Annotated in this window: 20 protein-coding genes; all 20 read left to right on the top strand. The window is 50.8% G+C overall.

Annotated elements, in window-relative coordinates:
- Positions 1-127 precede the first annotated feature (127 nt).
- The 20 genes from IM304_RS17545 (at position 128) to IM304_RS17450 (ending at position 24,602) form a co-directional block, all read left to right on the top strand.
- Positions 128-1,264, top strand: a complete 1,137-nt coding sequence (locus tag IM304_RS17545; RefSeq protein ID WP_227009668.1) for a polysaccharide export protein — start codon at positions 128-130, stop codon at positions 1,262-1,264.
- A gap of 2 nt (positions 1,265-1,266) precedes the next feature.
- A complete protein-coding gene (locus IM304_RS17540; RefSeq protein WP_322091063.1) occupies positions 1,267-1,716 on the top strand; it encodes a protein tyrosine phosphatase in 450 nt (149 codons plus the stop codon).
- Between the two features lie 17 nt (positions 1,717-1,733).
- Positions 1,734-3,881 carry a polysaccharide biosynthesis tyrosine autokinase gene (locus IM304_RS17535; RefSeq protein ID WP_193355724.1) on the top strand — a complete coding sequence of 716 codons (2,148 nt, stop codon included), beginning with the start codon at positions 1,734-1,736 and terminating at the stop codon, positions 3,879-3,881.
- Positions 3,882-4,169: 288 nt separating this feature from the next.
- Positions 4,170-8,042 carry a filamentous hemagglutinin N-terminal domain-containing protein gene (locus tag IM304_RS17530; RefSeq protein WP_193355723.1) on the top strand — a complete coding sequence of 1,291 codons (3,873 nt, stop codon included), beginning with the start codon at positions 4,170-4,172 and terminating at the stop codon, positions 8,040-8,042.
- Between the two features lie 88 nt (positions 8,043-8,130).
- Positions 8,131-9,750: a ShlB/FhaC/HecB family hemolysin secretion/activation protein gene (locus IM304_RS17525; RefSeq protein WP_193355722.1), complete on the top strand. Its 1,620-nt coding sequence runs from the start codon at positions 8,131-8,133 to the stop codon at positions 9,748-9,750.
- A gap of 17 nt (positions 9,751-9,767) precedes the next feature.
- On the top strand, positions 9,768-10,136 hold the full coding sequence (acpS, locus tag IM304_RS17520) for a holo-ACP synthase (RefSeq protein ID WP_176608645.1): 369 nt from the start codon (positions 9,768-9,770) through the stop codon (positions 10,134-10,136).
- Positions 10,137-10,156: 20 nt separating this feature from the next.
- The gene (locus IM304_RS17515) at positions 10,157-10,912 is read left to right on the top strand and encodes an SDR family NAD(P)-dependent oxidoreductase (protein ID WP_227009657.1); all 756 of its coding nucleotides are present in this window, start codon (positions 10,157-10,159) and stop codon (positions 10,910-10,912) included.
- 3 nt (positions 10,913-10,915) lie between these two features.
- Positions 10,916-11,464, top strand: coding sequence for a 3-hydroxyacyl-ACP dehydratase FabZ family protein (locus tag IM304_RS17510; protein ID WP_023315453.1), 549 nt, complete (start codon positions 10,916-10,918; stop codon positions 11,462-11,464).
- Between the two features lie 21 nt (positions 11,465-11,485).
- The gene (locus tag IM304_RS17505; RefSeq protein ID WP_013095701.1) at positions 11,486-11,767 is read left to right on the top strand and encodes an acyl carrier protein; all 282 of its coding nucleotides are present in this window, start codon (positions 11,486-11,488) and stop codon (positions 11,765-11,767) included.
- 29 nt (positions 11,768-11,796) lie between these two features.
- Positions 11,797-12,957, top strand: a complete 1,161-nt coding sequence (locus IM304_RS17500) for an aminomethyltransferase family protein (RefSeq protein WP_176608643.1) — start codon at positions 11,797-11,799, stop codon at positions 12,955-12,957.
- 97 nt (positions 12,958-13,054) lie between these two features.
- Positions 13,055-15,613, top strand: a complete 2,559-nt coding sequence (locus tag IM304_RS17495; RefSeq protein WP_193355721.1) for a beta-ketoacyl-[acyl-carrier-protein] synthase family protein — start codon at positions 13,055-13,057, stop codon at positions 15,611-15,613.
- 4 nt (positions 15,614-15,617) lie between these two features.
- Positions 15,618-16,835 carry a beta-ketoacyl synthase gene (locus tag IM304_RS17490; RefSeq protein ID WP_193355720.1) on the top strand — a complete coding sequence of 406 codons (1,218 nt, stop codon included), beginning with the start codon at positions 15,618-15,620 and terminating at the stop codon, positions 16,833-16,835.
- An 18-nt stretch (positions 16,836-16,853) separates the two neighbouring features.
- On the top strand, positions 16,854-17,804 hold the full coding sequence (locus IM304_RS17485; protein ID WP_193355719.1) for an ATP-binding protein: 951 nt from the start codon (positions 16,854-16,856) through the stop codon (positions 17,802-17,804).
- 10 nt (positions 17,805-17,814) lie between these two features.
- Positions 17,815-18,522, top strand: coding sequence for an ABC transporter ATP-binding protein (locus IM304_RS17480; RefSeq protein WP_176611131.1), 708 nt, complete (start codon positions 17,815-17,817; stop codon positions 18,520-18,522).
- Positions 18,506-19,153 (top strand): hypothetical protein, encoded by a 648-nt coding sequence (locus tag IM304_RS17475; protein WP_176608640.1) that lies wholly within the window; start codon positions 18,506-18,508, stop codon positions 19,151-19,153. Before IM304_RS17480 ends, IM304_RS17475 begins: the two co-directional genes overlap by 17 nt.
- Positions 19,154-20,464, top strand: a complete 1,311-nt coding sequence (locus IM304_RS17470) for an ABC transporter permease (protein ID WP_193355718.1) — start codon at positions 19,154-19,156, stop codon at positions 20,462-20,464. It abuts the gene before it with no gap.
- A gap of 39 nt (positions 20,465-20,503) precedes the next feature.
- Positions 20,504-21,262 (top strand): outer membrane lipoprotein-sorting protein, encoded by a 759-nt coding sequence (locus tag IM304_RS17465; RefSeq protein ID WP_193355735.1) that lies wholly within the window; start codon positions 20,504-20,506, stop codon positions 21,260-21,262.
- The gene (locus tag IM304_RS17460; RefSeq protein WP_193355717.1) at positions 21,259-22,647 is read left to right on the top strand and encodes a hypothetical protein; all 1,389 of its coding nucleotides are present in this window, start codon (positions 21,259-21,261) and stop codon (positions 22,645-22,647) included. The genes IM304_RS17465 and IM304_RS17460 overlap by 4 nt, the downstream gene beginning before the upstream one ends.
- 10 nt (positions 22,648-22,657) lie before the next feature.
- Entirely contained in the window at positions 22,658-23,590 is a 933-nt protein-coding gene (locus tag IM304_RS17455; RefSeq protein WP_176608637.1) for an ACP S-malonyltransferase, read from the top strand.
- A 10-nt stretch (positions 23,591-23,600) separates the two neighbouring features.
- On the top strand, positions 23,601-24,602 hold the full coding sequence (locus tag IM304_RS17450) for a hypothetical protein (protein ID WP_193355716.1): 1,002 nt from the start codon (positions 23,601-23,603) through the stop codon (positions 24,600-24,602).
- The last annotated feature ends 49 nt before the right edge of the window (positions 24,603-24,651 follow it).

Genomic DNA, 24,651 nt, shown 5'->3' with positions numbered 1-24,651 from the left:
GGCAAAACATGTGCTGGTTATAATTTTATAAATAATGGCTTGCTGGGTTTCTTCCTTGCGGGAAGCATGTCGTTTGGCCGATTAATTAAAGAGAGTGTCGTTGTACAGGGATGACATTGTGAAAAGCATGAAAAAAATCGCGGTTCTGTTTATTTTAAGTTCTACCTTACTTCTTGCCGGCTGCCAGATCGCGCCGGGCAGCCATATCGATACCTCCGGAAAAAAAGTGGTTCATTCGCAGGAGAATAAGCAGAGCGAGCTGGATATTCATGTTTATCCCGTCACACCTGCGCTGATAGCGCAGCTGCGGGAAAACGTGGCTGTTGCCCAGGGCAATGCAGAGCTAAACAAGCGCCTGGAGGCGTATGAATACCGTATTGGTGTTGGCGACATTATTATGGTGACCGTTTGGGAACATCCGGAACTCACCACTCCATCAGGACAGTATCGAAGCGCCAGCGATACGGGAAACTGGGTACATTCAGACGGAACCATCTTTTATCCCTACATCGGGAAAGTTGTCGTGAAGGATAAAACGGTGACGGAAGTCAGAGAGATGATTACCAGGCATCTGGCGAAATATATTGAGTCTCCTCAGGTGGAAGTGGGGATTGCTGCGTTCCGTTCACAGAAGGTCACGGTATCGGGTGAGGTAAACCAGTCTGGCCAGCAGCCTATTACTAACGTGCCGCTGACGATTATTGATGCGGTAAACCAGGCCGGTGGCCTGACGGAAAATGCCGACTGGAGCAATGTGGTATTAACCCAGGGGGGCAAAAAGTCGACAATTTCGCTTCAGGCCCTCATGCAGTATGGCGATTTACAGCAGAATAAACTGCTTTATCCGGGCGATATTCTCTATGTCCCACGCAATGACGATTTAAAAGTGTTTGTCATGGGGGATGTCGTTAAGCAGAGCACCATGAAAATGGATCGCTCAGGCATGACGCTGACGGAAGCGCTGGGGAATGCTGAGGGGATGAATCAGCTAACCAGCGATGCCAGTGGGATATTCGTGATCCGTTCTGAGGCCAAATCAGAAGACGTAAACGAGAAACGTGCGGCGATCTACCAGCTCGACGCGCGAGATGCTACTGCCCTGGTACTTGGAACAGAATTTAAGCTCAAGCCTTACGACATTGTCTATGTGACATCCGCACCAGTTGCGCGCTGGAACAGGGTCATTAACCAGCTAATGCCGACCATTACGGGTATCTACAGCCTGACGGAAACGACCCGCTTTGTGAGAAACTGGGGAAATTAATCGTGAAGGGGCACTATAACGCCATCCTGGTGGTTTGCACGGGCAATATATGTCGTTCTCCGGCGGGAGAACGAATACTGCGTTCCTGCTTGCCGGGAATGACGGTGGACTCCGCCGGGATTTCAGCACTAGCGGGTGAAAGTGCCGATCCCGTTATTCTGCAAACCGCCCGGAATTATGGATTTTCTCTGGAAGGACATATTGCACGTCAGCTCACCCCAGCGATGTGCCGTGAATACGATCTTATCCTGACGATGGAGAAGAATCATATTGAAGCGGTAACCCGGATGGCCATGGAGGCCAGGGGAAAAACGTTTTTATTCGGCTACTGGCTTCAGCAGCTCGAAATTGCCGACCCGTACCGCCGGGGACGTGAAATATCAGATTTGATTTTTAAACAACTTTTATCCTCTGCCGAAGAATGGGTAAAGGTTTTTCAGCAGATTGAATAAGTAAGGCTGATTACCGTATGAATAACAGATACGTTAGCAACGATCCTCCCGATTATCACCAGCGGGGGGAGGAGATTGATCTTGTCCATATCCTCAAGGTTTTATTTTATAGCAAAGTGTGGATAGCGGCCACGACTCTCCTGTTTATTGTGTGCGGCATTATTATTGCTAACACGTTAACGCCCATTTACAAAAGTGATGCGTTAATTCAGGTTGAGAAAAATCCTTCGCTGGGAATATTAAGCAAGCTGTCCCCTGTTCTTCCTGAGGGGGCAGGGGTAAGTTCTGAATCAGAAGTGTCGTTAATAAAATCGCGCCTGGTGATTGGAAAAACGGTGCGCGATTTAGGGCTGGATATCGTCACGACTGAAAAGACCTATCCTGTAGCCAACGGCCTATTGCAACGTCTGTTCGGTCATCAACCGGCAAAAATTGCGATTGCCTATCTTTCCGTACCGGAAGCGTATATCAATCAGCCCCTGAAGCTGGACATGGTTCAGTCTGGAGGCTTCGTATTATATGTCGGAGAGTCCATTGTTGAGGGCAAAGTCGGTGTGCCTGTCCACACTGACGACGTTGATTTCCTGATCGACAGCGCTCAGCTCACTGAAAATACTTCATTTATTATTATAAAGCGCAACGAGTATTCTGTCATCGAAGAAATAAAGGAGAGACTCTCCATTGATACCAAATCGGGTGGGAACGGCATGTTACATTTGAGCATGACTGGCCCCGAACCGGTGATTATCAGCAAAATACTCGATAATATAGCACATAACTACCTGGCTCAGGACGTTGCGCGGAAGTCCGAAGAGGCCAGTAAAAGCCTGGCTTTTTTAAATAAACAGTTACTGCAGATTAAAAGTAATTTGATAGAGGCCGAAAGTAAACTTAATGAATTTCGGAAGAATAATGAGTCCGTTGACTTATCCTTAGAAGCGAAATTTATTCTGGATAACGTTGTTGCAATTGACACTCAACTTAATGAACTGACGTTCAAGGAAGCAGAAATCTCCAAGCTGTATAAACGAACGCACCCTGCGTATAAAGCATTGTCAGAGAAAAAAGCGATTCTTGTTGCAGAAAAAGAGAAGCTCAACCAGCGAATTAGCGCGATGCCCAGCACGCAGCAAGAGATCCTGAGTATGACCCGCGATGTGCAAATGGGTAATGACATTTATCTGGTTTTACTGAATAAACAGCATGAATTAAATATCAGTAAGGCCAGTACGCTGGGCAACGTGCGTATTATCGATCGCGCGGTAACGCAGCTGAAGCCGGTCAAACCTAAAAAGCTGCTGATCGTTATTCTTTCAGCCATGCTCGGTTTCCTTTTCTCATCGGGGATCATCCTTGTTCGCAACATGCTGATAAAAGGGATCAGGCAGCCGGCGGAACTTGAGATGCGCGATATTCCAGTGTATGCGGTTGTTCCCCTGGCTCCGGAGTTGACGAAGCGCAGACGGTGCCGTGCGATCCCGACGTATCAGTCTGATGAGCTGCTGGCAAATTCAGCCCCAACGTCGCTTGCGATAGAGGCGCTGAGAGGGCTTCGTACCAGTCTCCATTTCGCCATGCTTAAAGCCGGTAATAACATATTAATGATCTCCGGCACCTCTCCTGGGGTAGGGAAGTCATTTGTCTGCTCCAACCTGGCTGTCCTGATGGCTCAGGCGGGAACACGGGTATTGTTGATTGACTGCGATTTACGCAGAGGATATTTGCATCGCATTTTCTCAAAGACCGAGAGCAGAGCCGGCCTGGCTGATTTCTTAACAGAAGGCGGCAATATCGAAAGCGTTATTCAGAAAACCGAATATTCAGGAGTGGATTTTATCGGCCGCGGGCGCATGGTCACTCACCCGGCGGAACTCATCATGACGGATAATTTTGCAGAGTTGATAAGGGCATGCTCAACGCTGTACGACGTGGTAATCGTTGATACCCCTCCCATCCTGAGCGTAACGGACGCAGCGATTATAGGACGATATGCATCGACTTCCCTGATGGTGGTGCGGTTCGAACAAAACTCGATAAAAGAAGTGGAGGCGGGGCTGCGCCGCTTTGAACAAAATGATGTTGCCATTCAGGGAACGATATTTAACGGTGTAGAAAAAAGGGCTGCTGAGTCTTACACCTATGGTGATTATTCTTATCAGGATTAGCGCATTGTTTTTAATAAAGGATGAGTCATTAAGGCAACAGGAAGTCTACTATTCCTAATGTCAAATGACTTGTTCCTAATCAAAAGTGCCGAATAAGTGGTGCAGTCTGAATGCCATTCCAGATCAAAAATGACAAAATTAATCTTAATTACGCGCTTGAATCTAAATTAACGAAAAGGTAGGGAACCCCAGGAGGTCAATAATCATAGGAAGTGAAGATTTTTTTTAGAGTGGCGAAATTATAATTCCTAGAGAATGTAATGATTCCGTAATAAAGAGTAGGTAATAATGAAAAGTAATAAGAATAATGTCTTTCAATTAGAACTGAAGTGGCACCCTGTTGCCGCTTCAGTTCTGCTCGCTCTGCCGTTTGTTGCGCACACTGCAGAGATCAGCATGAAGAACGGTGTCGTTTCTTCTGTCGGCAACGTGCCTGTTATCAACATTAATAAAGCCAACGATAAGGGGCTTTCACATAATGTGTATGACAAGCTAAACGTAGATAAGAACGGTCTTATCTTCAATAACAGCGTTGGGGGTGTAAATACAACCCTGGCGGGCCAGATTCAGGGTAACAGCAACCTGACCTCCGGCGCAGCAAAAGTTATTCTGAACGAAGTCACTTCTAAAAATGCCTCTGCAATTAACGGCATGATGGAAGTTGCGGGTGATAAAGCCGATTTAATCATTGCCAACCCGAACGGAATTACCGTTAACGGCGGTGGTTCTATTAACACCAGTAAGCTGACCCTGACTACCGGTACGCCAGATATTCAGAACGATGCGTTAGCCGGTTATTCTATGAATGGTGGAACCATTACGCTGGGTAAACTGAACAACTCCAGCCCGACAGAAATTCTGTCCCGCAACGTTGTGGTGAACGGTAAAGCCACAGCCAACGAGCTGAACGTTGTTGCCGGCAATAACTACGTTGATGCAGCAGGCCAGGTGACCGGTTCGGTAACGGCCGCCGGAACGCGCAATGCTAACAGCATTGACGTTGCTGCTCTGGGCGGTATGTATGCCAATAAAATTAACCTCATCAGCACCGAGAGCGGTGTTGGCGTGCGTAACCAGGGCGTTATTGCTGGCGGCATCGGCGGCGTGAATATTGACGCTAACGGTCAGCTGCTGAACAACAATGCGCGCATTGAATCCTCTGGTCAGATCAATATTAAAACCAAGGGTGCACTGAACAACACCACCGGGGATATTACTTCCGTCGGTACCATTGCGCTGGACACCAATAAAAATAGCCTCAACAACAGCCGTTCGGGCAATATTTCGACCATGGCAGACCTCTATGTAAATAGCGGTGCTATCGACAATACCAACGGAAAGATTGCGGCTGCAGGCATGCTGGCGGTAGATACTAATAACAATACCTTAACCAACTATGGAAAAGGTGTTGCTGTAGGGATTGAAGCCGGAATTGTTGCGTTAAAAACCGGCACCCTGAATAACAGCAACGGTCAGATCCTCGGCGGATACGTTGGCCTTGAGTCTGCTTCGGTAAATAACAACAGCGGTATGGTTGACTCTCTGGGCGATGTGAACGTCGTCAGCGGCGGTAACGTTGATAACAACCGCGGCATGCTCCGTTCTGCCGGTGGTTTCACCAAGATTGCAGCCAAAGGTACCGTTAATAACGGTTCAACCAAAACGGCAGATACCGCCAGCGATGACTCTTTAGGCATTATTGCCGAGAAGGGCGTGCAGATTGCAGCGAACAGCATCAACAACAACGGTGGGCAGATGGCGTCGAATGGCGATATCTCCCTGGAAAGCGCCGGCGCTATTGATAACTACTCTGGCAAGCTTAACTCCAACAGCAAAGTGATTGCTAAAGCGGCCTCCCTGCGTAACGACAACGGCGGTGTTGCAGGCCGTACCGGCGTGAGCGCGGCGGTTGGCGGCAATATCACCAACTACATCGGCGTCTTCAGCTCTGAAGAAGGTGATGTTGCCCTGGCGTCGAATGCCCTGAACAACCGCGGCGGCTTCATTATGGGACAGAACGTCTCCATTAATACCAAAGCAGGTGTGAACAACAACACGGCATTTATTGTGGCCAATAAAGTTCTGTCCGTAACGGCCGGCGACAATATTGAAAACCGCTACGCTGACGATTTCGGCACTGCCTTCGGTACCTACTTCGGTATGCCGCAGCAAAATGGTGGAATGGTCGGCAAGCAGGGCGTTTCGCTGTCTGGCAACTACATCTACAACAGCCAAAGCCGTATCGTTTCGGAGGACGGTCCGCTCACCGTTCTGGCGAAAGGTACCATCGATAACAGCCGCGCATTACTGGTGAGCGGTGGAGATGCAACCATCAAAGCTGGCGGTACGTTGAACAACAACTACTCGACCATCTACAGCATGGGCAATATGGCGATCGACGCCAACAGCCTGAGCAACTACAGCGATGGCGCGCTCGAAGATAACGATGCAACGGGCGTTATTGCGGCTGATAAAAACCTGACCATGAACGTGAAGGGCAGCCTGACCAACTACGGCTGGATCAGCAGTCTGGGTGATGCCATCGTCAACATTCTGAACGGCTCTTTCACTAACCGTAATACCGTTTCTGCCGAGAAATCACTGACGGTTTCCGCGCTGACCGGTATCGACAACCTGAAAGATATCGCTGCTGGCGAGAATCTGGTGGTGAACAGCCAGCGTGGCGTGACCAACAGCTCTAACAGCAATATGGTTGGCGATAAGGTTACGATCTCTGCGGGCTATGATATCAACAACCGCGGAAATATCGTTGCTGACAGCAGCCTGGCAATGAGCGCGAAAGGCAACATCTATAACGATCTGAATATGATCAGCTACGGTGATGCGACCCTAAGCGCCAACACCATTGATAACAACTCCCACAAAATCAAAGCGGTTGGTGATTTAACGCTGACTGCCGCAGGGAATGTTAACAACAGCCGCGGTGAAATCAGCGCTGAGGCTGGCGACGTGACCATTACTGCTGGTGGTACGGTTGATAACTACTACGGTCAGATCCTGTCCGGTAGCGACATTGCCCTGAAAGCCAACCGACTGAACAACGATTACGGTCAGGTTGCCGCCTACGGCAATATCGATCTGGCGCTGACGGGTAATTTCGACAGCAACCGTGGCTCTGTCCTTTCTCAGACTGGTGACATCAAACTGGCTGCCAACACCGTTGACAACAATAACGGTTTGATTGCTGGTAAGAACGTTACCGTCGATGCAAAAGGCACCGTGTACAACAACACCGCCATGATCGTGGCGGATAAGAAGCTCTCTGTTACTGCGGCAGGGAATATTGAAAACCGTGACGGTAACAACTTTGTTCGTAATCACGGCGAAACCTTCGGTGTGACGGGCGATGTTGGCGGCATGATTGGTCGTCAAGGCGCGTCGCTTTCCGGTCAGAACGTCTACAACAACAACAGCAGCATCATCGCGGATGAAGGTGCGCTGAGCGTACTGTCTAATGGGACGCTGGATAATACGCGTGCAATGCTGGTGAGCGGCGCGGATGCCGTCATCAAAGCAGCGGGAACGTTCTATAACAACTATGCAACCACCTGGAGTGCGGGCAACCTTGACGTCACCGCAGGTACGCTGAATAACTACAGCGACGGCAGCATGGAGAACAACACCGCGACCGGCGTTATCGCGTCAGATAAGACTCTTAATCTGACCGTTGATAACAACGTCACCAACTATGGCTGGATCAGCGGTAAAGGCGATCTGAACTTCAACGTCCTGAAAGGTGCACTGACTAACCGCAATGCCATCTCTTCAGGTAATGCACTGGCAATTAATGCCGCAAACGGTGTTGAGAACTATAAAGACATCGTAGGCGTCACCAGCGCAAAAATTGATACTCAGCGTCATGTCACCAATAACGCCAACAGCAATATCCTCGCGCAGAATATCGCGATTAATGCCGGTACCGACATTAACAACCGCGGTAATATCGTGAGCGATTATACCCTGCTGGTGAAAACGGCAGGCAATATTTATAACTACCTGAATATGGTGAGTTATGGTGTTGCCGGTATCACCGTCAACAACTTGACTAACAGCGGTAGCAGCGCCGTGTTCGGCGGTCTGTCTGGTATGGAACTTAATGCAAATAAAGTCACTAATACCGGCGACGTTGTAGGTCTGTAATTTATAAGGTGTAACAAAAGGCAGCAGCTATCGCCTGATAGCGCAAAGTCAGAACGAGACCCTGCTGCCTTTTTTTCTGAGAAAGTTAATGGAATCGCGATTTAAATTTTTACCGCTATTGTTGCTGTTGAGTTTTCACGCCTTCGCTGAAGATGGCATAAACAATCTTATCAAACAGCAGCAAAATGCCGATCTGAATACTTTCAAAGAGCAAAAGGTTTATCGGCAGGACGTTTATTCCAGCACCGAGCGTAAACTATTCAGGCTGAATGATTTACCGCAAGAAGAGAACTGCTTTACGATTACGTCGCTCGTTCTTAAAAATGATTTTCTACAGCGTAAGACCGACAGGGCCATTAAAAAAGAGATCCTCGGCCGCTGTGTAGGCAGTATTGGCGTGGTAAAAATTGCCGCGGCGCTGCAGGACTTTTATATTGATGCGGGTTACATCACAACCCGAATTACGATCCCAACGCAAAACATTTCGTCCGGCACGCTGAAGCTTGACGTGAGCGCAGGGAAAATTGAAAAGATTATTGTCGACAGTAGCGACATTAATCCGTGGATGCTGCCTTTTGCGAAAGAAGACATCCTGAATATTCGCGATATCGAGCAGGGGCTGGAAAACCTCCAGCAGGAGCCGGGCGTAGACGTCAAAATCAACATCGAACCGGGTACGAAGCAGGGCTATAGCACGATTCACATCCGCACCAACCGCGAGAAAAACTGGAGCGTGCGCGCGAGCTATAACAACTGGGGGGTTAAAGAGACGGGGCAATACCTGACCTCTGCGGTGGGCTACCTGTATAACATCGCCCGGTTCAGTGACCTGTTTTATCTGGCGGGAACAAAAAGCACCAGCGGCCGCTATGAAAGTGTGAGTGGTTACTACGCGTTGCCGGTAGGCTACTGGAACTATTCTCTGTTCTACAGCACCAGCAGGTCGCGTCAGACCATACCGCTTTTCTACACCAGCGTAGACTATGCGGGTAAAAGCGATTACGCAAACGTCAAAGCATCGCGCACGCTGTATCGGGATAAAACCCGTAAGGTGAGCGGCAGTGCAGAGCTGACGCGCCGGAAATCAGGCTATACCGTTGATGGTGAAGCGCTGGTCTTACAGAAGCGCGATATGGATAACGTCAAGGTTGGCGTTAACTATAAGCAACAGTTAGTGAATGCTCACTGGAACTCCTCGCTCTCCTGGCAGCGTTTTTTAACCTGGTTCGGGGCAGAACATACGCCCGATATGGTCTACGGCGACGTCAGTCCCGTTAGCCAGCTGGTGAACGTTGAAAGCAACTACACCCGCCAGCTCGGCAGCAGCGTGTATAGCGCCTTTTTTTTAGCGCAATACGCACCGCGTGAGCTGACGCTTCAGGATCAGATGACGATAGGCGATCGCTGGAGCGTGCGCGGGTTTGAAAACAGCGTTGGCCTTACCGGAAACAGCGGATACTTTCTGCAAAATACGTTTTATCGTCCGGTGCGTGGAATTGACGCTAACTATTATTTAGGCGTAGACGCGGGTCACATAAGACGAGACAGCCAGTATGGCCAGGAAATTATCATCGGCAGCACGCTCGGTATTCAGGGGAACGTGAAGAGCCTGGCATATGATTCGTCCATCTCAATGCCGATAAAATTCCCCGGCAGCATGGACGTGAACAAATTTAATTTTAATCTCAATATTTCTTATCAGCTCTGAACAGGGAAGCATGACACATGCGTATCGGCACGGACATCGTGGAGGTTTCGCGAATAAAGCGGGCGATAACAAACTGGCAAAATGATTTTTTACAGCGCGTCTTTACCCAGCAGGAAAATATAAAAATTAACCGGGAAGATCCGAACTATGAACGCGCCACGGGTTTCTGGGCGGCAAAAGAGGCGATGGTTAAAGCGCTTGGTTGTGGATATCGCGACGGGATTACGTTTAAAGATATTGAAATTAGCCATGACGAACTGGGCTGCCCCCATTTCATTTTTTCCGGGCGAGTCAAAGAGATGCTTGACGACAAGCAGCTCAAGCATGCCTCGCTCAGTATTTCGCATTGTCAGAATTATGCGACTGCCGTTGTCATACTTTATTAACCTAATTATTTGTGAATATTATGTATCAATATAACGATCTGAAGGCAAAGACGGTTCTGGTCACCGGAGCCAGCGGTGATATTGGTCTGGCGATCTGTGCGAAGTTTCTCGATCAGGACTGCGATGTGTATGCGCTGTACAAATCGAATGCCGTGCAGTTAACGGAGCTGAAAGAGACGCATCCTGCCGGAAACAAGCTGTCGATTATTCAGTGCGATCTTGCCGATCCGCATAGCGTTTCTGCGCTCTGCGCTCATCTGACGCAAGCTGCCGGAAAGCTGGACGTGCTGGTCAACAATGCCGGCATTGTCAAAGATAGCCTCTTCGCCTCGATGAGCTTTGATGATTTTAGTCAGGTAGTAGACACCAACCTGTTCAGTATTTTCCGTCTGACCAAAGAGGCATTAATGCTGCTGCGTTCGGCGGAAAGCCCGGCCATCATCAACGTGGCGTCCATTGCGGCCATTATTCCAAGCGTCGGACAGGCGAACTACAGTGCCTCAAAAGGGGCGATCCTCGGATTTACCCGCACGCTGGCAGCCGAGCTGGCGCCGTACGGCGTGCGCGTTAACGCCATTGCGCCGGGAATGATTGAATCCAAAATGGTGAAAAAAGTTTCCCGCACGGTAGTGCGCGGCGTTACCGCGTCTATTCCATTGCGCCGGCTGGGTAAATGCGACGAGGTGGCGAACACCGTCGTTTACTTAGGATCGACAGCGTCCAGTTACATTGTGGGCCAAACCATCGTTATCGATGGCGGCCTGGTGATGCGGTGAGTTATGTCTAAATACGTTATCCCCTCGAAGATCTTTCTGGAAATGGGCGGCTGGCGTCAGCCGCTGCTGATGGTCGACAGAATTGATGACTTCAAATACGGCGAAAATGGCTTTGTGAAGGTGACGAAGCACATCACCTATAACGAACCTTATCTGCTCGGGCACTTCCCGGACGATCCGATCATGCCCGGGGTGATTATTTCTGAAATCTTTGGGCAGGCCAGCGAATACCTCTCGTTCCTCACCGATATCTGCGATATCTACGGCGAGACGTACGGTGGCGAACTCAAATCGTTACGCGATATCCATGCGCTCATTCAGCGTGATGAAATGCGGGAGATCATCCGCACCCGCCGCGCGCAGGTGCGCGGCGTACTGGCTGCCCAGAATTTAAAATTTAAGGATATTGCCTACCCTGGCGACTCGATTGAAGTCACCAGCAAGCTGGCATTTTCTGATGCTCATGGCTTTAAGCACTACTCCGTGACGGCAAACGTCGGAAAGCGACTAATCAGCCACGGCACAATTATTAATTACCGCGAAAGTAAGTAAACCCCTGAGAGAGTTAATACCATGTCTACAATGAAAAACGAAATTGACCAGCGCAAGGATGTGCTGATGACAATTAAAACTGAGATTATTCAGCGTTTGAATATTCAGCGCGATGAATCTCAAATTGATGATGATACTGCCCTGTTTGGTAATGGCTTAAAACTGGATTCCGTTGATGCAACGGAAATCGTGGTTATGCTGGATAAAGTTTTCGATATTAAAGTCAGCGAAAGCGACGATCCTTCTTATATGAGAAGTATCAACAATCTGGCGACATTTATCATCCAGAAGAAAAAAGCGTAATTCACCATTGCGAATAACAGGATCCCGTTATGACGTCTCTTTATGATTTTCATTTGAAAAACAATGCGAAAATGGGCATTTATAACAATGCCAACGTGCCTTCTGCCTACCACGACCCGATGGTGGAATATAAAGCCGTGCGTGAAAATGCTCTGCTGGTGGACTATTCCCACATGTCCATCGTCAGCGTGATGGGCGATGATGCCTGGGCTCTGGTGAATTACTATGTCTCTGCGGACGTTTCTATTATCCGTGACGAGCAGGGGATTTACTCTCTGGTACTGAATGAAGACGGTACCGTGCGCGGTGACGTGTATGTCCTTTGCGCTTCAGACGGCTATTACATCATGTCTGAAAACATTCCTGCAGCGGAAATTATCGCTGGCCTGAATGCCCTTCTGGTAAAAGCGGACGAACTGGATATTCAGGAAACCCCGGACATTGCTGATATGCGCGAGCAGAACTGGGGGGCCATCATGGTTGAAGGGCCATACTCCTGGGAACTGATGTCTGAGATCCACGGTTTCGACGTTATCGGCCTGCCTTACTATGAGTATATGAATACCGACGACGAGCTGATGGTATTCCGCTGCGGCAAGCACGGCGAGTTCGCCTATATGGTTGTGGGCCAGCAGGAACAGCTGCTGGAGCAGTGGCAGCAGCTGCTGGAGCAGGGGGATAAATATCAGCTGAAGACCGGCGGTCTGGACTACCAGAAAATCGTGCGTATCGAAAACCCTGGCTGGGACGAGGCGCTGTGGGCTGGCTACCGCCTCAACCCGGTAGAGCTCCAGATGCAGTGGGCCGTACAGTACGACAAAGAAGGCTTTGTGGGTAAAGAGGCAGCGGAAGCGTTGTCCCATAGCGAAGGCTCTCGCAAGGTAATCGGCATGATTGTCGAAGGGGAATGTGCGGGTATTGCCTCAGGCGACAGCGTACTGGTTGACGGTCAGGAAGTCGGTAAAGTGGCGAAGGCTATTTTCTCTCCAGCCCTGCAGTGCGTTATTGCGCTGGCACTGATTGAGAATGAATTTGCCTGGTCTGATATTAGCGGCTTTGATATTCAAACCGCTTCTGAAAACGTCGCCGCGAAAACCAAAGGGATGCCTTTCATCTATAACCTGAGCATGCTGGTTAATCCGACCGAGCACAGCTTTGTTGATGCATCTAAAGCAAAAAGCGCGCTGTAGTTAATTATTCACTGAAACAGTGAGGGAGAGTCGTGGATTAATTAATGCCACGGCTCCTCTCATGCTGTTACTTGTCTGTACACGGTGGTACATAGTTATGAAGACAAACCGGAAACGCGTTGTTATTACCGGGATTGGGATCCTCTCCTCGCTGGCGGATAACCTGCAGGATTTCAGAGACGCATTATTAAATAAAAAAAATGGCGTGACCGACAGCGTGCGTTTTTCAAAATGGTTTGAAAACGCCAGAGCGGCTGAAGTTTTGCATGATATTGATTATTCAGAATTGCCTGATGATGTAATTGCATCTCTGGATAATGCTGCACTCTGGGCCTACAAGGTCGGAAAAGATGCGCTGAACCAGGCGGGCCTGGCCGAAAATAAGGCTCACCTGAAAGACACCGGGCTGATTGTGGGCGTTTCTTCCGCCGGCACCGAGGCGTTCTTACCGCTGTTCGAACAACGTATGGAAGATTTCTCCCTGCGTAAAGCCTTATTCTCAGGCGGTTTCTCTTCCTGCTGTTCCAGCGTTTCTACGCTGCTCGGGCTGCAGGGCGGGGTTGAGCTGGTGGCGACCGCCTGTACGGCCAGCCCGAACGCGGTCGGGATGGCGTTTGACTATATCCAGAACGGCAAAAGCAAAACGATGCTGGCCGTTGGGACAGAGCCAATCTACCTGCCAACCTTCGCTGGGTTTTACGCCCTCAACGTGATGCATCCCGAAGCCTGCACGCCGTTTTCCGGTAACTCCGGCATGTCGATTGGCGAAGGCGCGGGTGCCGTGGTGCTGGAAGAATATGAGCACGCCGTTGCGCGCGGTGCCACCATTTACGGTGAAATTCTCTCCTATGCCACCTCCTGCGATGCGTTTCATGAAACCGGACCGGATCCGCGCGCCAGCGGCGCTGTGCAGGTAATGCATAAGGCGATGGAAAACGCGGGCGTCACCCCAGAGCAGATTGAGTACGTCAACGCCCACGGCACCGGCACTGAAGCGAACGACCGCATCGAAACGCTGGCGATGAAAAAGGTGTTCGCTAACAACGAAAAGCTGCTGGTTAGCTCTACCAAGTCTTACTTCGGCCACAACATCGGTGCGGCGGGGATCGTCGAACTGATCGCCTGCCTGGTTACGTTACCGGATAACCGCGTGCTGCCGACGCTGAACTTCAATAACGCGCGTCCTAACTGCGATCTGGACTACGTGCCGAACGACTTCCGCGATCGGAAAATCAACCTCTTCATGAAGAACAATTATGCGTTCGGCGGTAATAACTGCAGCATGATTATCAGCATGGATCCGTGTTCCGTTCCGGTCAGCGTCTACGACGAAAAGCGCGTCGCGATCTCCGGTCTCGGTGCCGTCTCCGCGATTGGCCACACCGTTAACGAGATCCTCGACAACGTCTGGAAGCAAAGCCAAAGCGTAGAGCTGGGGGGCGTCACCTTCCCGGAAGACACGCTGGAAGAAGCGAAAGAGCTGCTGGATGTTCTCGAAACGACCCGTCAGTTTGAGGACCTGTTCGGTGAAGCGTTTAGCGATCTCACGGCAACCCGTCCGGAAGCGAATGAGCACTTCAAAACCTTCCAGGTCACCGGCCTTGAGCCGCGTAAACATCTGCGTCGCTTCGATCCGCGAAAAGCTACCCGTGGCGGTACGTTTGCGCTGATCGCGTTGTCCGAAGCGCTGGAGCAGGCGAAGCGTAAAATTAAACGTGATGGCGATGCGCTGGGTATGGTGATGGGAATGTCCAGCGGCCCGCAGGAAACCACCTACAAATATCTGCAAAGCCTGAAGCCCGATCCGCGCAAGGTCAGAACCTCTGAATTCCCGGGCTCGCTGATGAACTCTATCCCAACGTTCTGCGGCATTTCCGAAGGGATCAAGGGCTATACCACCACGCTGGCGACCGGGGAAAACGCGGCACTCGGCGCATTAACCTACGGCTACGAAATTGTGCGTCAGGATCTGCAGCCGCAGGTGCTGGTGGGCGGTGCGGACGAGTATTTCCCCTCAATGTCTCTCTACATGGATGCGGTCACCCGGAAGCTCCATATGACCTCTGACGCGCGGGATTATCACATCTACGGTAACGATCCGAAGGGTTATATCCCTGGCGAAGGTGCCTGCATGCTGCTGCTGGAAGATCCGCAGCGCGCGGCGGAGCGTGGCGCCGAGGTGCTGGCAGAAGTGGTTGGTTACGGCAAATCCTGTAGCAATAGCTATTTTGACGCCTCACAGCAGGGCGAGAAATCTGCCTCTATGGCGCTGGCCATCGCTCGCGCGCTGAAGGATGCCGGCGTGACGGCGCAGGAGATCGACCTGGTCTGCGGCACCAGCAACGGCAGCGATGAAAGTTCACGCATTGAAATCGATGCGATCGCTGAAGCCTTCGCGCAGGCAAAACCGGACGTGCCTGTGGTGAACTATAACGCCTGCTTTGGTTTTGTCGCGTCTGCTGCCGGGCTGCTTAACCTGGCCGTCATCATTGACTGTATTAAGAAGCAGGCGGTTCCCGCTATTCCTCATACCGTTGAGTTCTTCGATAAGCGAATTAACTTCGTTCGTGAACCGTTGAAACTGGCCCTTAAGCACGTGCTGCTGGTGGGCGCGACGGAAGGCGGCAACTACTACGCGTTTGTGATTAAAGGATAATATTGTGGATAATGCCGCTATTATTTCGGGGTTCAGTTCCTGCCTGCCGTTTGCCGAAGACAGCCTTCAGCTTATACAAAACCTGAAGCTGGGCAAACGCGTTGAAAGAAAGCCCTGGTTTAAATCCGACGACGAGGCAATTAAGTGTGGGTTCGATGGCAATAAGCATATTGCCACGCTGGATCATACGGATGATAGCGCATTAGATCTGCTTTATCGTCTGATTGACGATGCACTCGCCCAGGCCGGGCTGGATGTCCAGTGGCTGGGCGGGTGTAACGCTCGCGTTTATTTAACCGGCATCGGCCCTCGGGTCGATGGTATGGCCTTCAAGAATTTTTATAACAAAAATGATGTTGAAGATATTTATCTTTCAAAATCATTAATGACGCTGCACGTCGACAATATGTCGCAGGACAAGATGGCAGGACATATTGCGCGTAAATATCACCTGCAGTATCTCCCCCCCAATATGAACTGCACCAGTAATTCAGCGATGACGGCGGTGCATTTAGGCTGTCAGGCCATCGAGCATGGCGGCGTTGATATTGTGCTGGTGGTGAATTGCTCAAAAATAAAAACCCAGGATATCTGGTTCCTCGATACCCAATCGATGCTGGATACGCACCTGGTTCAGCCTTTCGGTGAGAACAGTAAAGGTGTTCTTTTTGCGGAAGGATACAGCGCGATTCTGCTCGAAAATGCGCGTCACCGCCGCGCAAGGAAGGCAGGCCCCGGCGTGCGGCTGCAAACCACCTACACGCAGATTAGCGCCGGAAGAAGCAATGACAGCTCATGGCTCAGCACCAATATCCTGAAGGTGATGCAGGCTGCGATGAAAAAAGCGGACCTGAGTGCGGAAGAACTGTGCGCAATCATGCCGCACGGTAACGGCTCATCCATCAGTGACAAAGCGGAAGCTAAAGCAATAGCGGTCTTCGCTGAGGAAAATACCATTCCGGTTCTCGCCTACAAAGGCCAGATTGGCTATACCGCCACCGGTTCAGGAATTGTCGATTTAATTATTGGACACCATACGTTATCGCAGCAAGAGCTTATTTCCCCGGTGGGGAATGACACCATTATTGAAAGCGTTGCGCAGCATGTCCTTATTGACCAGGGCATTATTGGGCACCACAAAAAACATCTTCTTAAAGTCGGCGTTGGCGTGGATGGTTCAATCATTGGTGCCGTGATGTCTGATATTCACCGGGGCCTTTGAAGGAGCGTGGAGAGCCATATGTATTTATCCTCATTTTCGCTTGTTGAGCCGGAAGATAAATTTTATTTCTATCAACCCAGCTGGTTAAACGCCTGGGAAGCACATTTATTTAATAAGGCGCTTAAATCTACCCACGCCAATGGATGGGGATTAAAACGTTTTGGTACGCAACCGGACCTCTACCCGGGAGAGATGATCCGTAACCCTCACTATCAAAAATATCTTGAGGCGATGGAGAAGGCGGCTGATGACGCGCTAATGGCGCTGCCGACCAAAGAGCGTATGAAGCTATTAAAGCAGCGTACGGCATTTATCTACGTCGATTCCTGGGGGGAATCCGGGCCGTTTGAGAATATTTCCAGCGCGTTGCACATATCAACGATCGATACGCTGCCGAAAAACCTGGTCAAGAAATTCTCGGTTAACGCACCTACGTGCAAGCTGCGAAGCGAGAAGCAATCTTTCGTGCAGGCCATCGCTCTGGCGAACGATTACCTGAGCTGGGATGTTTTTGATTTTGTGGTGATTTGTGCGGCTTACCGGGCGATCCCCATCCTGGTGTTTTCTGATGAAGATATTTCCCTGAAGTGGGGGGAGAAACGCAGGGGCAAGGCCGAAGACGTGAATTTAACGGTTGAACGCGCCGGATGTTTCATCTTCAGCCAGCAGGAGAGCGCTATTCGGGTGAAGGGGGGGCAATACGTCATGGCCGATGCCATCGAGCACACCCAGGTTCCTGAACAGATTGCGTTTTCGGGCCTGCGCAAAGACCTGCTGTCTCGCTCGGCGCTGCCCGCGAATAACACGCTGGATCTGGTTGATCTCTACGGTGCCAGCGGCTGCCTGACTCCAGCGTTAAGTTTCGCCTGGCTCAAACAACATGCTGATTTTTTTGGGCGATTAAGAACCATCGTTCCCGACAAGCAGTTTGGCTACAGCTATTTCGACATTGAATATTGCAAGGAATAACGACATCTCCATGAGCGGAATAATTAAAGAACTCCCAATGATATCGTTGAACAATATCTATAAGAGTTATGGCTCGGGCGAAGGCAAAGTCGATGCCCTGAAAAATATCAATCTGGAAATAGAAAAAGGCGAATTTCTGGCGCTTTGCGGCCCGTCCGGCAGCGGTAAAAGTACCTTGTTAAATATCCTCTCGGGAATTGATAAACCCACCGTGGGAACGGTGATGTTTCTGAAAAAATTACTCAACCATCTGCCGGAAGAACAGCTCGCGGCGATCCGCGGTAGGCACCTGGGTTTTATTTTTCAGTTTTTCAATCTGATACCCGTATTGAGCGTATTCGATAACGTCTTTTTCCCGCTGGTGTTAAACGGCCATGTCGGAAAAAAAGAAGCCAGAGAGCGGGCGCTGCATTTTATCGAGAGCGTGGGGCTTGCGGGATTTACCGAACGTAAACCGGGCCAGCTTTCGGGCGGGCAGCAGCAGCGCGTGGCCATCGCCCGGGCGCTGGCACACGACCCGCAGGTTGTCATTGCCGATGAACCGACCGGAAATCTCGATCTGGTCACCGGGGAAGCCATTCTGGATCTCCTGCTGAAAATTAATCAGGAGACACGCACCACTTTTATTATTTCCACGCACTCCAGCCAGCTTAAAGAGCGTGCACGGCGCGTGGTTGAAATTAAGGACGGAGTTTTAGTTCATGATTCACAATCGTAATTTTTTCCTTCTCTGCTGGTTTCTGCTGTGCCTGGCCTATGCCGGAAACATCAAAGCTGCACCGGCACCGGTAGCCGAGCACGTCATAAAAAGCGGTTTCCCGATGGAGGCAGACATGCTAGCCGAGATGACGCAGTCGCTCTTCAAGGAATACAAAGCCAACGACAATCCTCTGTCTCTGGTTTTCTATGCCTACGGTACGCTGCGTCAGGCCGACTATTTCCTTAAAACCAATGACTTTATTCGGGCATCTGAGTTCGGCAAAACGGGCTTTTTCTACCTGGATGAGGCGGTCGATCTCTATGCAGAGAATCCGCTGGTGCGCTACATGCGCGCGAGAGTCGATGCGTATTTGCCTGCGGCTATCGGACGCTGTGTGGTGACGTTAAACGATACGGAACAGATGCTGAAAACTCCTGGCATATTCAATGCCGGTTTGGTGGAACACATTAACGAAATGCGCTATCGCGCGCTGTTGAGTTGTAAACGCAAGAAGCAGGCGGACACGTTACTGGCTGAGATTGAGCTGCGTAATGCCAGTACCGCATCGTCTCTGGCATCGGGCAATGCGCCAGAGTGGGATATCAACGAAGTGACAGAAGTCCTGTTACCGCTGGTGAAAGGGAAATAAATGTCCGGGGAAATGATGTTCGCGATAAGCGTTGTTGTGTTGATCCTGCTTTTTGTCCTCTGGTGTGTATTATTTCGTTCGCGGGACGTAAAGTTTGCTTTCTTAAATCTGTTTCGCCACAAAAGGCGCTCGTTTTCAACGATTGCCGCCATTATGTTAGGTGGCGTGTCGATTTTTCTGTACGGCGGTTTTATTGATTACTCCTTTTGGATCCTGAAAGAGCAAACCATCCGTACTAACATTGGTCATGTTCAGATTTATAATAAAAACTATTTCGAAACATCCAATAAAAACAAAAGTCTGATCGAAGATTACCCGGCATTAAAGAAAGCGATCCTCAACGATCCGACTCTGGCCGAGAGTATCTCGACGCTCTCCGGCCAGCTGGAATTCACCGGTGTTATTTCGCAGTATGAGAGCGAAACCTCCAGCTATTTCTCCGCGCTGGGCGTAGAGCCGCTGCCGGCACTGAAGCTGGGTTCGTTTGATAAATTAATCATCGGCAGCGATCTGTCCCGCATCCGTACGGATGAAATCACGCTTGGGAGCGGGCTGGCGAAAACGCTCAATGCCCACTATGACGACTGGCTGGACGTGCTGGTGGTCAACACGCAGGGCGGACAGGGCGCGCTGTCAATGAAGCTTCGCGGCATCTTTGAATCGGGCATTAAAGATTACGATGACGTAGCGATGAAAATTCCGCTGGATACTGCGCAACGTATTATGGGCACCGCTAGCGTGAGTAAGGTGCTGATCCTGTTAAAAGAGGACGATACTGCCGCGTTCACGGCGAAACTGCGTCAATTTATTGGCGACCACAAATTACCGTTAATCGTCAAAGACTGGAAAGAGGCCTCGATATTTTATCAGCAGGTCGAGGGGCTTTTATCAGGGATCTACTTCTTCATTAAGCTCATCGTTGGTCTGATTGTCATCTTTATGATCGGTAACTCGATGACGATGAATATTATCGAGCGTACCCGTGAAATTACCACGCTCAGGGCGATTGGCCTGAAGCCGCTACACGTGACTCGCCTGTTTTTGCTGGAGGGCATTTTCATCGGCATTATCGGCGCGTTGGGCAGCCTGGCGATTGGTTACGCCATTGCTGCCGTGATTAACCTCTACGGTATCGCGATGCCGCCGTCGCCAGGGCAATCGCAGGGCTACACGGCATTTATCAAAACCGACAGCGCCGCGCTTAACTGGATAACCCTGGTATTGCCGATCCTGGCCGCGACGGGAGCTTCAGTACTGCCCGCGCTGCGTGCTTCACGTCTCAATATTTCGGATGCATTTAAATTCTCGTAAGGAAACGATATGAAAGGTCGTGTTATTGCTCATCTCCTGATGGGGGCGTGCCTCTTTTCAGCAGCGGCTTATTCTGCCGCGGCTGACGAACGCGCGCTGGAAATTATTCGCCGTGCGGATGAAGTCCGTTCGCCAAATAAGCCGTTTCGCTACACCCTCACTATTCATGAATTTAAAGCTGGCGCCACACGGCCCGAAAATAAACAGGTGCTGGATATTTCCATGCGCTTTATGAAACCAGACGGTGAAATAAAAGCGGATGCCCGCTCCCTGGCGCGCTTTGTTTATCCCCCGCGCGACAAGGGCAAGGTGCTGCTCTCAGACTGGTACGATCTATGGTTCTACACCCCTGAACTGCGCCGTCCGGTTCCCGTCTCCCGCCAGCAGCGGCTGATTGGGCAAATATCCAATGGCGACGTGATTGTCACCAACTTTGAATATGCCTACGACGCCTCGCTTAAGGGAGAAACCGCCTGCGGTGAGGCGCGGTGTTACGTGCTGGAGCTGGTCCGCAAATCTGCGGAGGTCACCTGGCCGAAGGTAATGTATTACGTCGAAAGCGTGGGAGATAACCGTCCGTATAAAGCGGCCTATTTCTCTCTGGATAATAAGTTAATTAAAGAAGTTTTATATCAGGATTTCCAAATGGTATTAGGCAAGATGCGGCCGATGAAAATTACAGTGAAAGAGGCGCGTCACGGTAACAGTTATTCCGTCATGGAGTACAGCGACGTCCGACTGGAGTCGTTACCTGAATCGGCGTTCACTCGCGAGTCTATTCAGCGAGGTGTGAAATGAAGCGCACGTTGACCGGATTAACCCTCGTGCTTTCTGCTCTTCCGGTGAGCGTGTTTGCTGACTGCCTCTCGGGTAATGACGTCGCAAAAAACACGTCCGTGACGTTATATGAGCAGGTGTCCGCCGTTAAAAAACAGATTTCAGACTGGCGAATCAATGGTCGAAACCCGTATACCAGACACAATATCTATAACGATGCCGGAGTGAATGTTTCAAGTCGCTGCTCGTTGATTGATAATGCGCTTGATCTGGACTTTTCCGTCTATGGGCTGACCTGGTACACGCCGCGCAAGCTCGGGGCATTTGAAGAGGACGATCGCCGCTCGCGTCTGCTCATTGAGCGGCTCAAGCTTGCCTATACCGTGTCGGACAGCCTGCAGCTTGAGGTTGGCAAACTCCAGGCCAGGCAAGGGCTCTTCTTCCTGCGCTCGCCTTCCGATCTCACGCCGCATTATTACGACGGAGCAAAACCAACGCGGCTTTACGATCCCGAGCTCCGTACGGCTTATCAGTCCTCTTCATGGGCGGCAACGCTGTCGATGGACAACCGGGATGAGTCGTTCTCGCTGACGGTGATTCCGAAGCTGGCCTCAATTGATAAATATTATCTGACCTCCGGAAACTGGTCTGCAAACCAGCGCGGCAACAGCAGTGAGTCATGGCTGCTGGGCTATACCTCTCACGCCTTCCGTGACCATACGCCGGGTATGCGCGTTCTGATGGGCGATTCGCATTCGGTTGCGCTTTCAGACAGTTACCACTACACCCCGCAGCTCACCATCAATGCCGAAGTGGCGTGGCATGCGGAGCAGCGCTGGCGTCATCTGTCGGACGAAAAAACTGCTGAGCTGGCGCGATATGAATTCCCCGGCTCGCTGTATGAAACAGAGGATAAACAGGGCGTGGAGGTGGCCGTTGGTGCGCAATACACCTCCGATACCTTCAACGTGTTTGGACTGGAATATTACTACCAGAGCGAAGGCTATTCGCGCTCTGAGTGGAATAAACAGCGCGACCTGATGACCTTTTTGAACACCGCGACAGGCTATGCGCCGCTCGACAGGGCATTTGATTCCTACAAGTACCTGATGGCCTCCGAGATAAGCAATACCGGCAATAAAGGCATGCTGCAGGGGAAACACTATCTCAACGCCTGGTCCAGCGTGCAGTTCACGCATCAGATCGCCGCGCAACCCTATTTGATCCTCAACCTGATGGATCAAAGCACCCTGACGGGGCTACACCTCAGCGCACCGCTGACCTTTATTGATGACCAGCTGGAGGCCTATACCGGCGTCTATTCAGCACTGGGTAGCGCAAATTCTGAGTTTGCCTTCTTCGGCGATGTCGCCGGTGGCTATGTTGGCTTTAAGTATTATTTATAAGGAAATGACAATGACGCTTAATAACGCATCGCAGCCTGTCGTGCTGCTGTTTTCCGGGCAAGGGAATCCAGTGATTGGGATGGGTAGCGATCTCTGGGATCTGAATTCAACGACGAAACAGATATGGGATTGTGCCAGCGATATTTCTGGGCTTGATTTGCGCCGACTCTGCCTCAAGGGGCCGATGAACAGACTGATTCAGACTACAGTGCAACAGCTGGCCGTCACGGCAATTAACGTATCGCTGTATAGCCTTTGCCGCGAGCGTTTTCCGGCGCTGCGGGTGACGGGAGCCTGTGGCCACAGCGTGGGGGAATACAGTGCGCTTTACGCTGCGGGTGCGATCTCGCTGGAGACGCTTTTCCGCACCCTCCATTTTCGCGCCAGCACCATGGATGCGGTCAGCAAAAGGCAGAAGGGCGCGATGATTGCGCTGAAGGGGGCGGATTTTGCCGCCCTGAGCAACATCATCACCCGCTACGGGTTTGAGCTGGATATTAGCTGTGATAATACCCCGCGTCAGCAGGTTATCGGCGGGACACCGGCTGCGCTTAGCGAGTTCGCTAAGGTGCTGGTGGACGAAGGCTATGAGCCGATTAAGCTCGGCGTCAGCGGCGCGTGGCACACGCGTCTGATGGAAGAGGGCGTACAGCTGATGCGCGATTTTCTCGCCGGACAGCCTTTCACCTCACCCGCGTACGACGTGCTGATGAACGTGACGGGCAAAATAGAAATCGTGCCGGAGGCCATTAAGGAAAACCTCTCGCTGCACCTGACCCACACGGTCAAATGGCGTGAGTCCATGACGCGGTTTATCGAACAGCCAGGCAGCCCGCTGTTCCTGGAGATGAGTAACAAACCTTATCTTGGCCAAATGCTGAATGATTTCGTCGGTTTTAATGCCGAGCGCGTTCTGCACTGTAGAAAAGCATTAGAGATGTAAAGGTCGAGATATGATTCCAGATTATTTAACGTTCATTCGCTTTCAGGATAAAAGGACCCTTCTTTTTATCTATATCGTGACGTTTGTGCTGCTGGGCTTTTACTGGAAAAATGCCGGGTTCTCCTTTACCCGACAGGATGTCTGGCTGGCGAGCGCTATTTTTGCGCTGATACTGTATAGCTTCACTGCCGACCTCAAGGCGTTCTGGGCGTACAAGTGCGTGGTTAAGAATGTCGACTTGTCCATTTTTCTCAAGAAAGAGACCCGGCCGACGGCTCCGATTGTTTACGATCCTCTCGTTGCTATGGTTATCGCCACGCTGGTTTTCGCTGGCATTAGTGCACTGATGCTTACCCTGGCTCAGCCGGACATCGTGCTGCTGACGCTGACCATCGTTGCCCCGCTGATTATGTGGGGGATGTTCGCCGCACTGCGCACGATCTACATCCGACAGGTCATCGCATCCGCAAGGGACAAAAAGAAATATCAGCGTCTGTCCCAGTATGTCGCTCTCGCTATCGTCATGTCCGTGGTGATGAACCTGCTGACAATTAGTCCCATACGTAACAGTGAGCAATTTGAGCGCTATGGCCGGTACTTCACCCTCGAGTCCATCATTACCATGCTGGTGCTTTGTGCGGTGGTGCTGGCAATCAATCTTCTGTTTTTACGGTTCACGAAGCGATATATCTTTTTGGGGCACCTTTTCCTTAATGAGATCGATCTCTTTTTCTCTCCGGCGATCCCCTGGCGGGCTTTATCTGAGAAACCGCTGTGGCTGAGGCTGGTGATGCTGTTGGGCGTGGAGTTTGCCTGGTCGGCGATTGTCGGATTGCTGCTTACCCTGCTCGGATGGAAGGTATGGTTTGAAGTGTACTTCCTGCTCAGCTACCTCCCTTGCCTGGCCTATTACGCTCTCCATACGTGGTGGAAATGGCATAACGATTTCATGATGTCGAGCGATATGTATCTGCGCTGGGCGGAGATCGATAAAGAAAACCCGCTGTGGTAAGACGTCAGAGGCAATAAAAAAGCCAGACCGTCATTACTGACGGTCTGGC

Origin of the sequence: Enterobacter cloacae complex sp. P40C2 (assembly GCF_014930695.1) — a bacterium.
In the GTDB taxonomy this organism is placed as follows: Bacteria; Pseudomonadota; Gammaproteobacteria; order Enterobacterales; family Enterobacteriaceae; genus Enterobacter; species Enterobacter pasteurii.
This window is presented reverse-complemented; position numbering and strand designations above follow the sequence as displayed.

What these genes read in the sequence shown, in the direction of transcription:
- IM304_RS17545 (WP_227009668.1), top strand. Translation starts at nt 128, where the DNA reads ATGAAAAAAATCGCGGTTCTGTTTATTTTAAGTTCTACCTTACTTCTT.
- IM304_RS17535 (WP_193355724.1), top strand. Translation starts at nt 1,734, where the DNA reads ATGAATAACAGATACGTTAGCAACGATCCTCCCGATTATCACCAGCGG.
- IM304_RS17530 (WP_193355723.1), top strand. Translation starts at nt 4,170, where the DNA reads ATGAAAAGTAATAAGAATAATGTCTTTCAATTAGAACTGAAGTGGCAC.
- IM304_RS17525 (WP_193355722.1), top strand. Translation starts at nt 8,131, where the DNA reads ATGGAATCGCGATTTAAATTTTTACCGCTATTGTTGCTGTTGAGTTTT.
- acpS (WP_176608645.1), top strand. Translation starts at nt 9,768, where the DNA reads ATGCGTATCGGCACGGACATCGTGGAGGTTTCGCGAATAAAGCGGGCG.
- IM304_RS17515 (WP_227009657.1), top strand. Translation starts at nt 10,157, where the DNA reads ATGTATCAATATAACGATCTGAAGGCAAAGACGGTTCTGGTCACCGGA.
- IM304_RS17510 (WP_023315453.1), top strand. Translation starts at nt 10,916, where the DNA reads ATGTCTAAATACGTTATCCCCTCGAAGATCTTTCTGGAAATGGGCGGC.
- IM304_RS17505 (WP_013095701.1), top strand. Translation starts at nt 11,486, where the DNA reads ATGTCTACAATGAAAAACGAAATTGACCAGCGCAAGGATGTGCTGATG.
- IM304_RS17500 (WP_176608643.1), top strand. Translation starts at nt 11,797, where the DNA reads ATGACGTCTCTTTATGATTTTCATTTGAAAAACAATGCGAAAATGGGC.
- IM304_RS17495 (WP_193355721.1), top strand. Translation starts at nt 13,055, where the DNA reads ATGAAGACAAACCGGAAACGCGTTGTTATTACCGGGATTGGGATCCTC.
- IM304_RS17485 (WP_193355719.1), top strand. Translation starts at nt 16,854, where the DNA reads ATGTATTTATCCTCATTTTCGCTTGTTGAGCCGGAAGATAAATTTTAT.
- IM304_RS17480 (WP_176611131.1), top strand. Translation starts at nt 17,815, where the DNA reads ATGAGCGGAATAATTAAAGAACTCCCAATGATATCGTTGAACAATATC.
- IM304_RS17475 (WP_176608640.1), top strand. Translation starts at nt 18,506, where the DNA reads ATGATTCACAATCGTAATTTTTTCCTTCTCTGCTGGTTTCTGCTGTGC.
- IM304_RS17470 (WP_193355718.1), top strand. Translation starts at nt 19,154, where the DNA reads ATGTCCGGGGAAATGATGTTCGCGATAAGCGTTGTTGTGTTGATCCTG.
- IM304_RS17465 (WP_193355735.1), top strand. Translation starts at nt 20,504, where the DNA reads ATGGGGGCGTGCCTCTTTTCAGCAGCGGCTTATTCTGCCGCGGCTGAC.
- IM304_RS17460 (WP_193355717.1), top strand. Translation starts at nt 21,259, where the DNA reads ATGAAGCGCACGTTGACCGGATTAACCCTCGTGCTTTCTGCTCTTCCG.
- IM304_RS17455 (WP_176608637.1), top strand. Translation starts at nt 22,658, where the DNA reads ATGACGCTTAATAACGCATCGCAGCCTGTCGTGCTGCTGTTTTCCGGG.
- IM304_RS17450 (WP_193355716.1), top strand. Translation starts at nt 23,601, where the DNA reads ATGATTCCAGATTATTTAACGTTCATTCGCTTTCAGGATAAAAGGACC.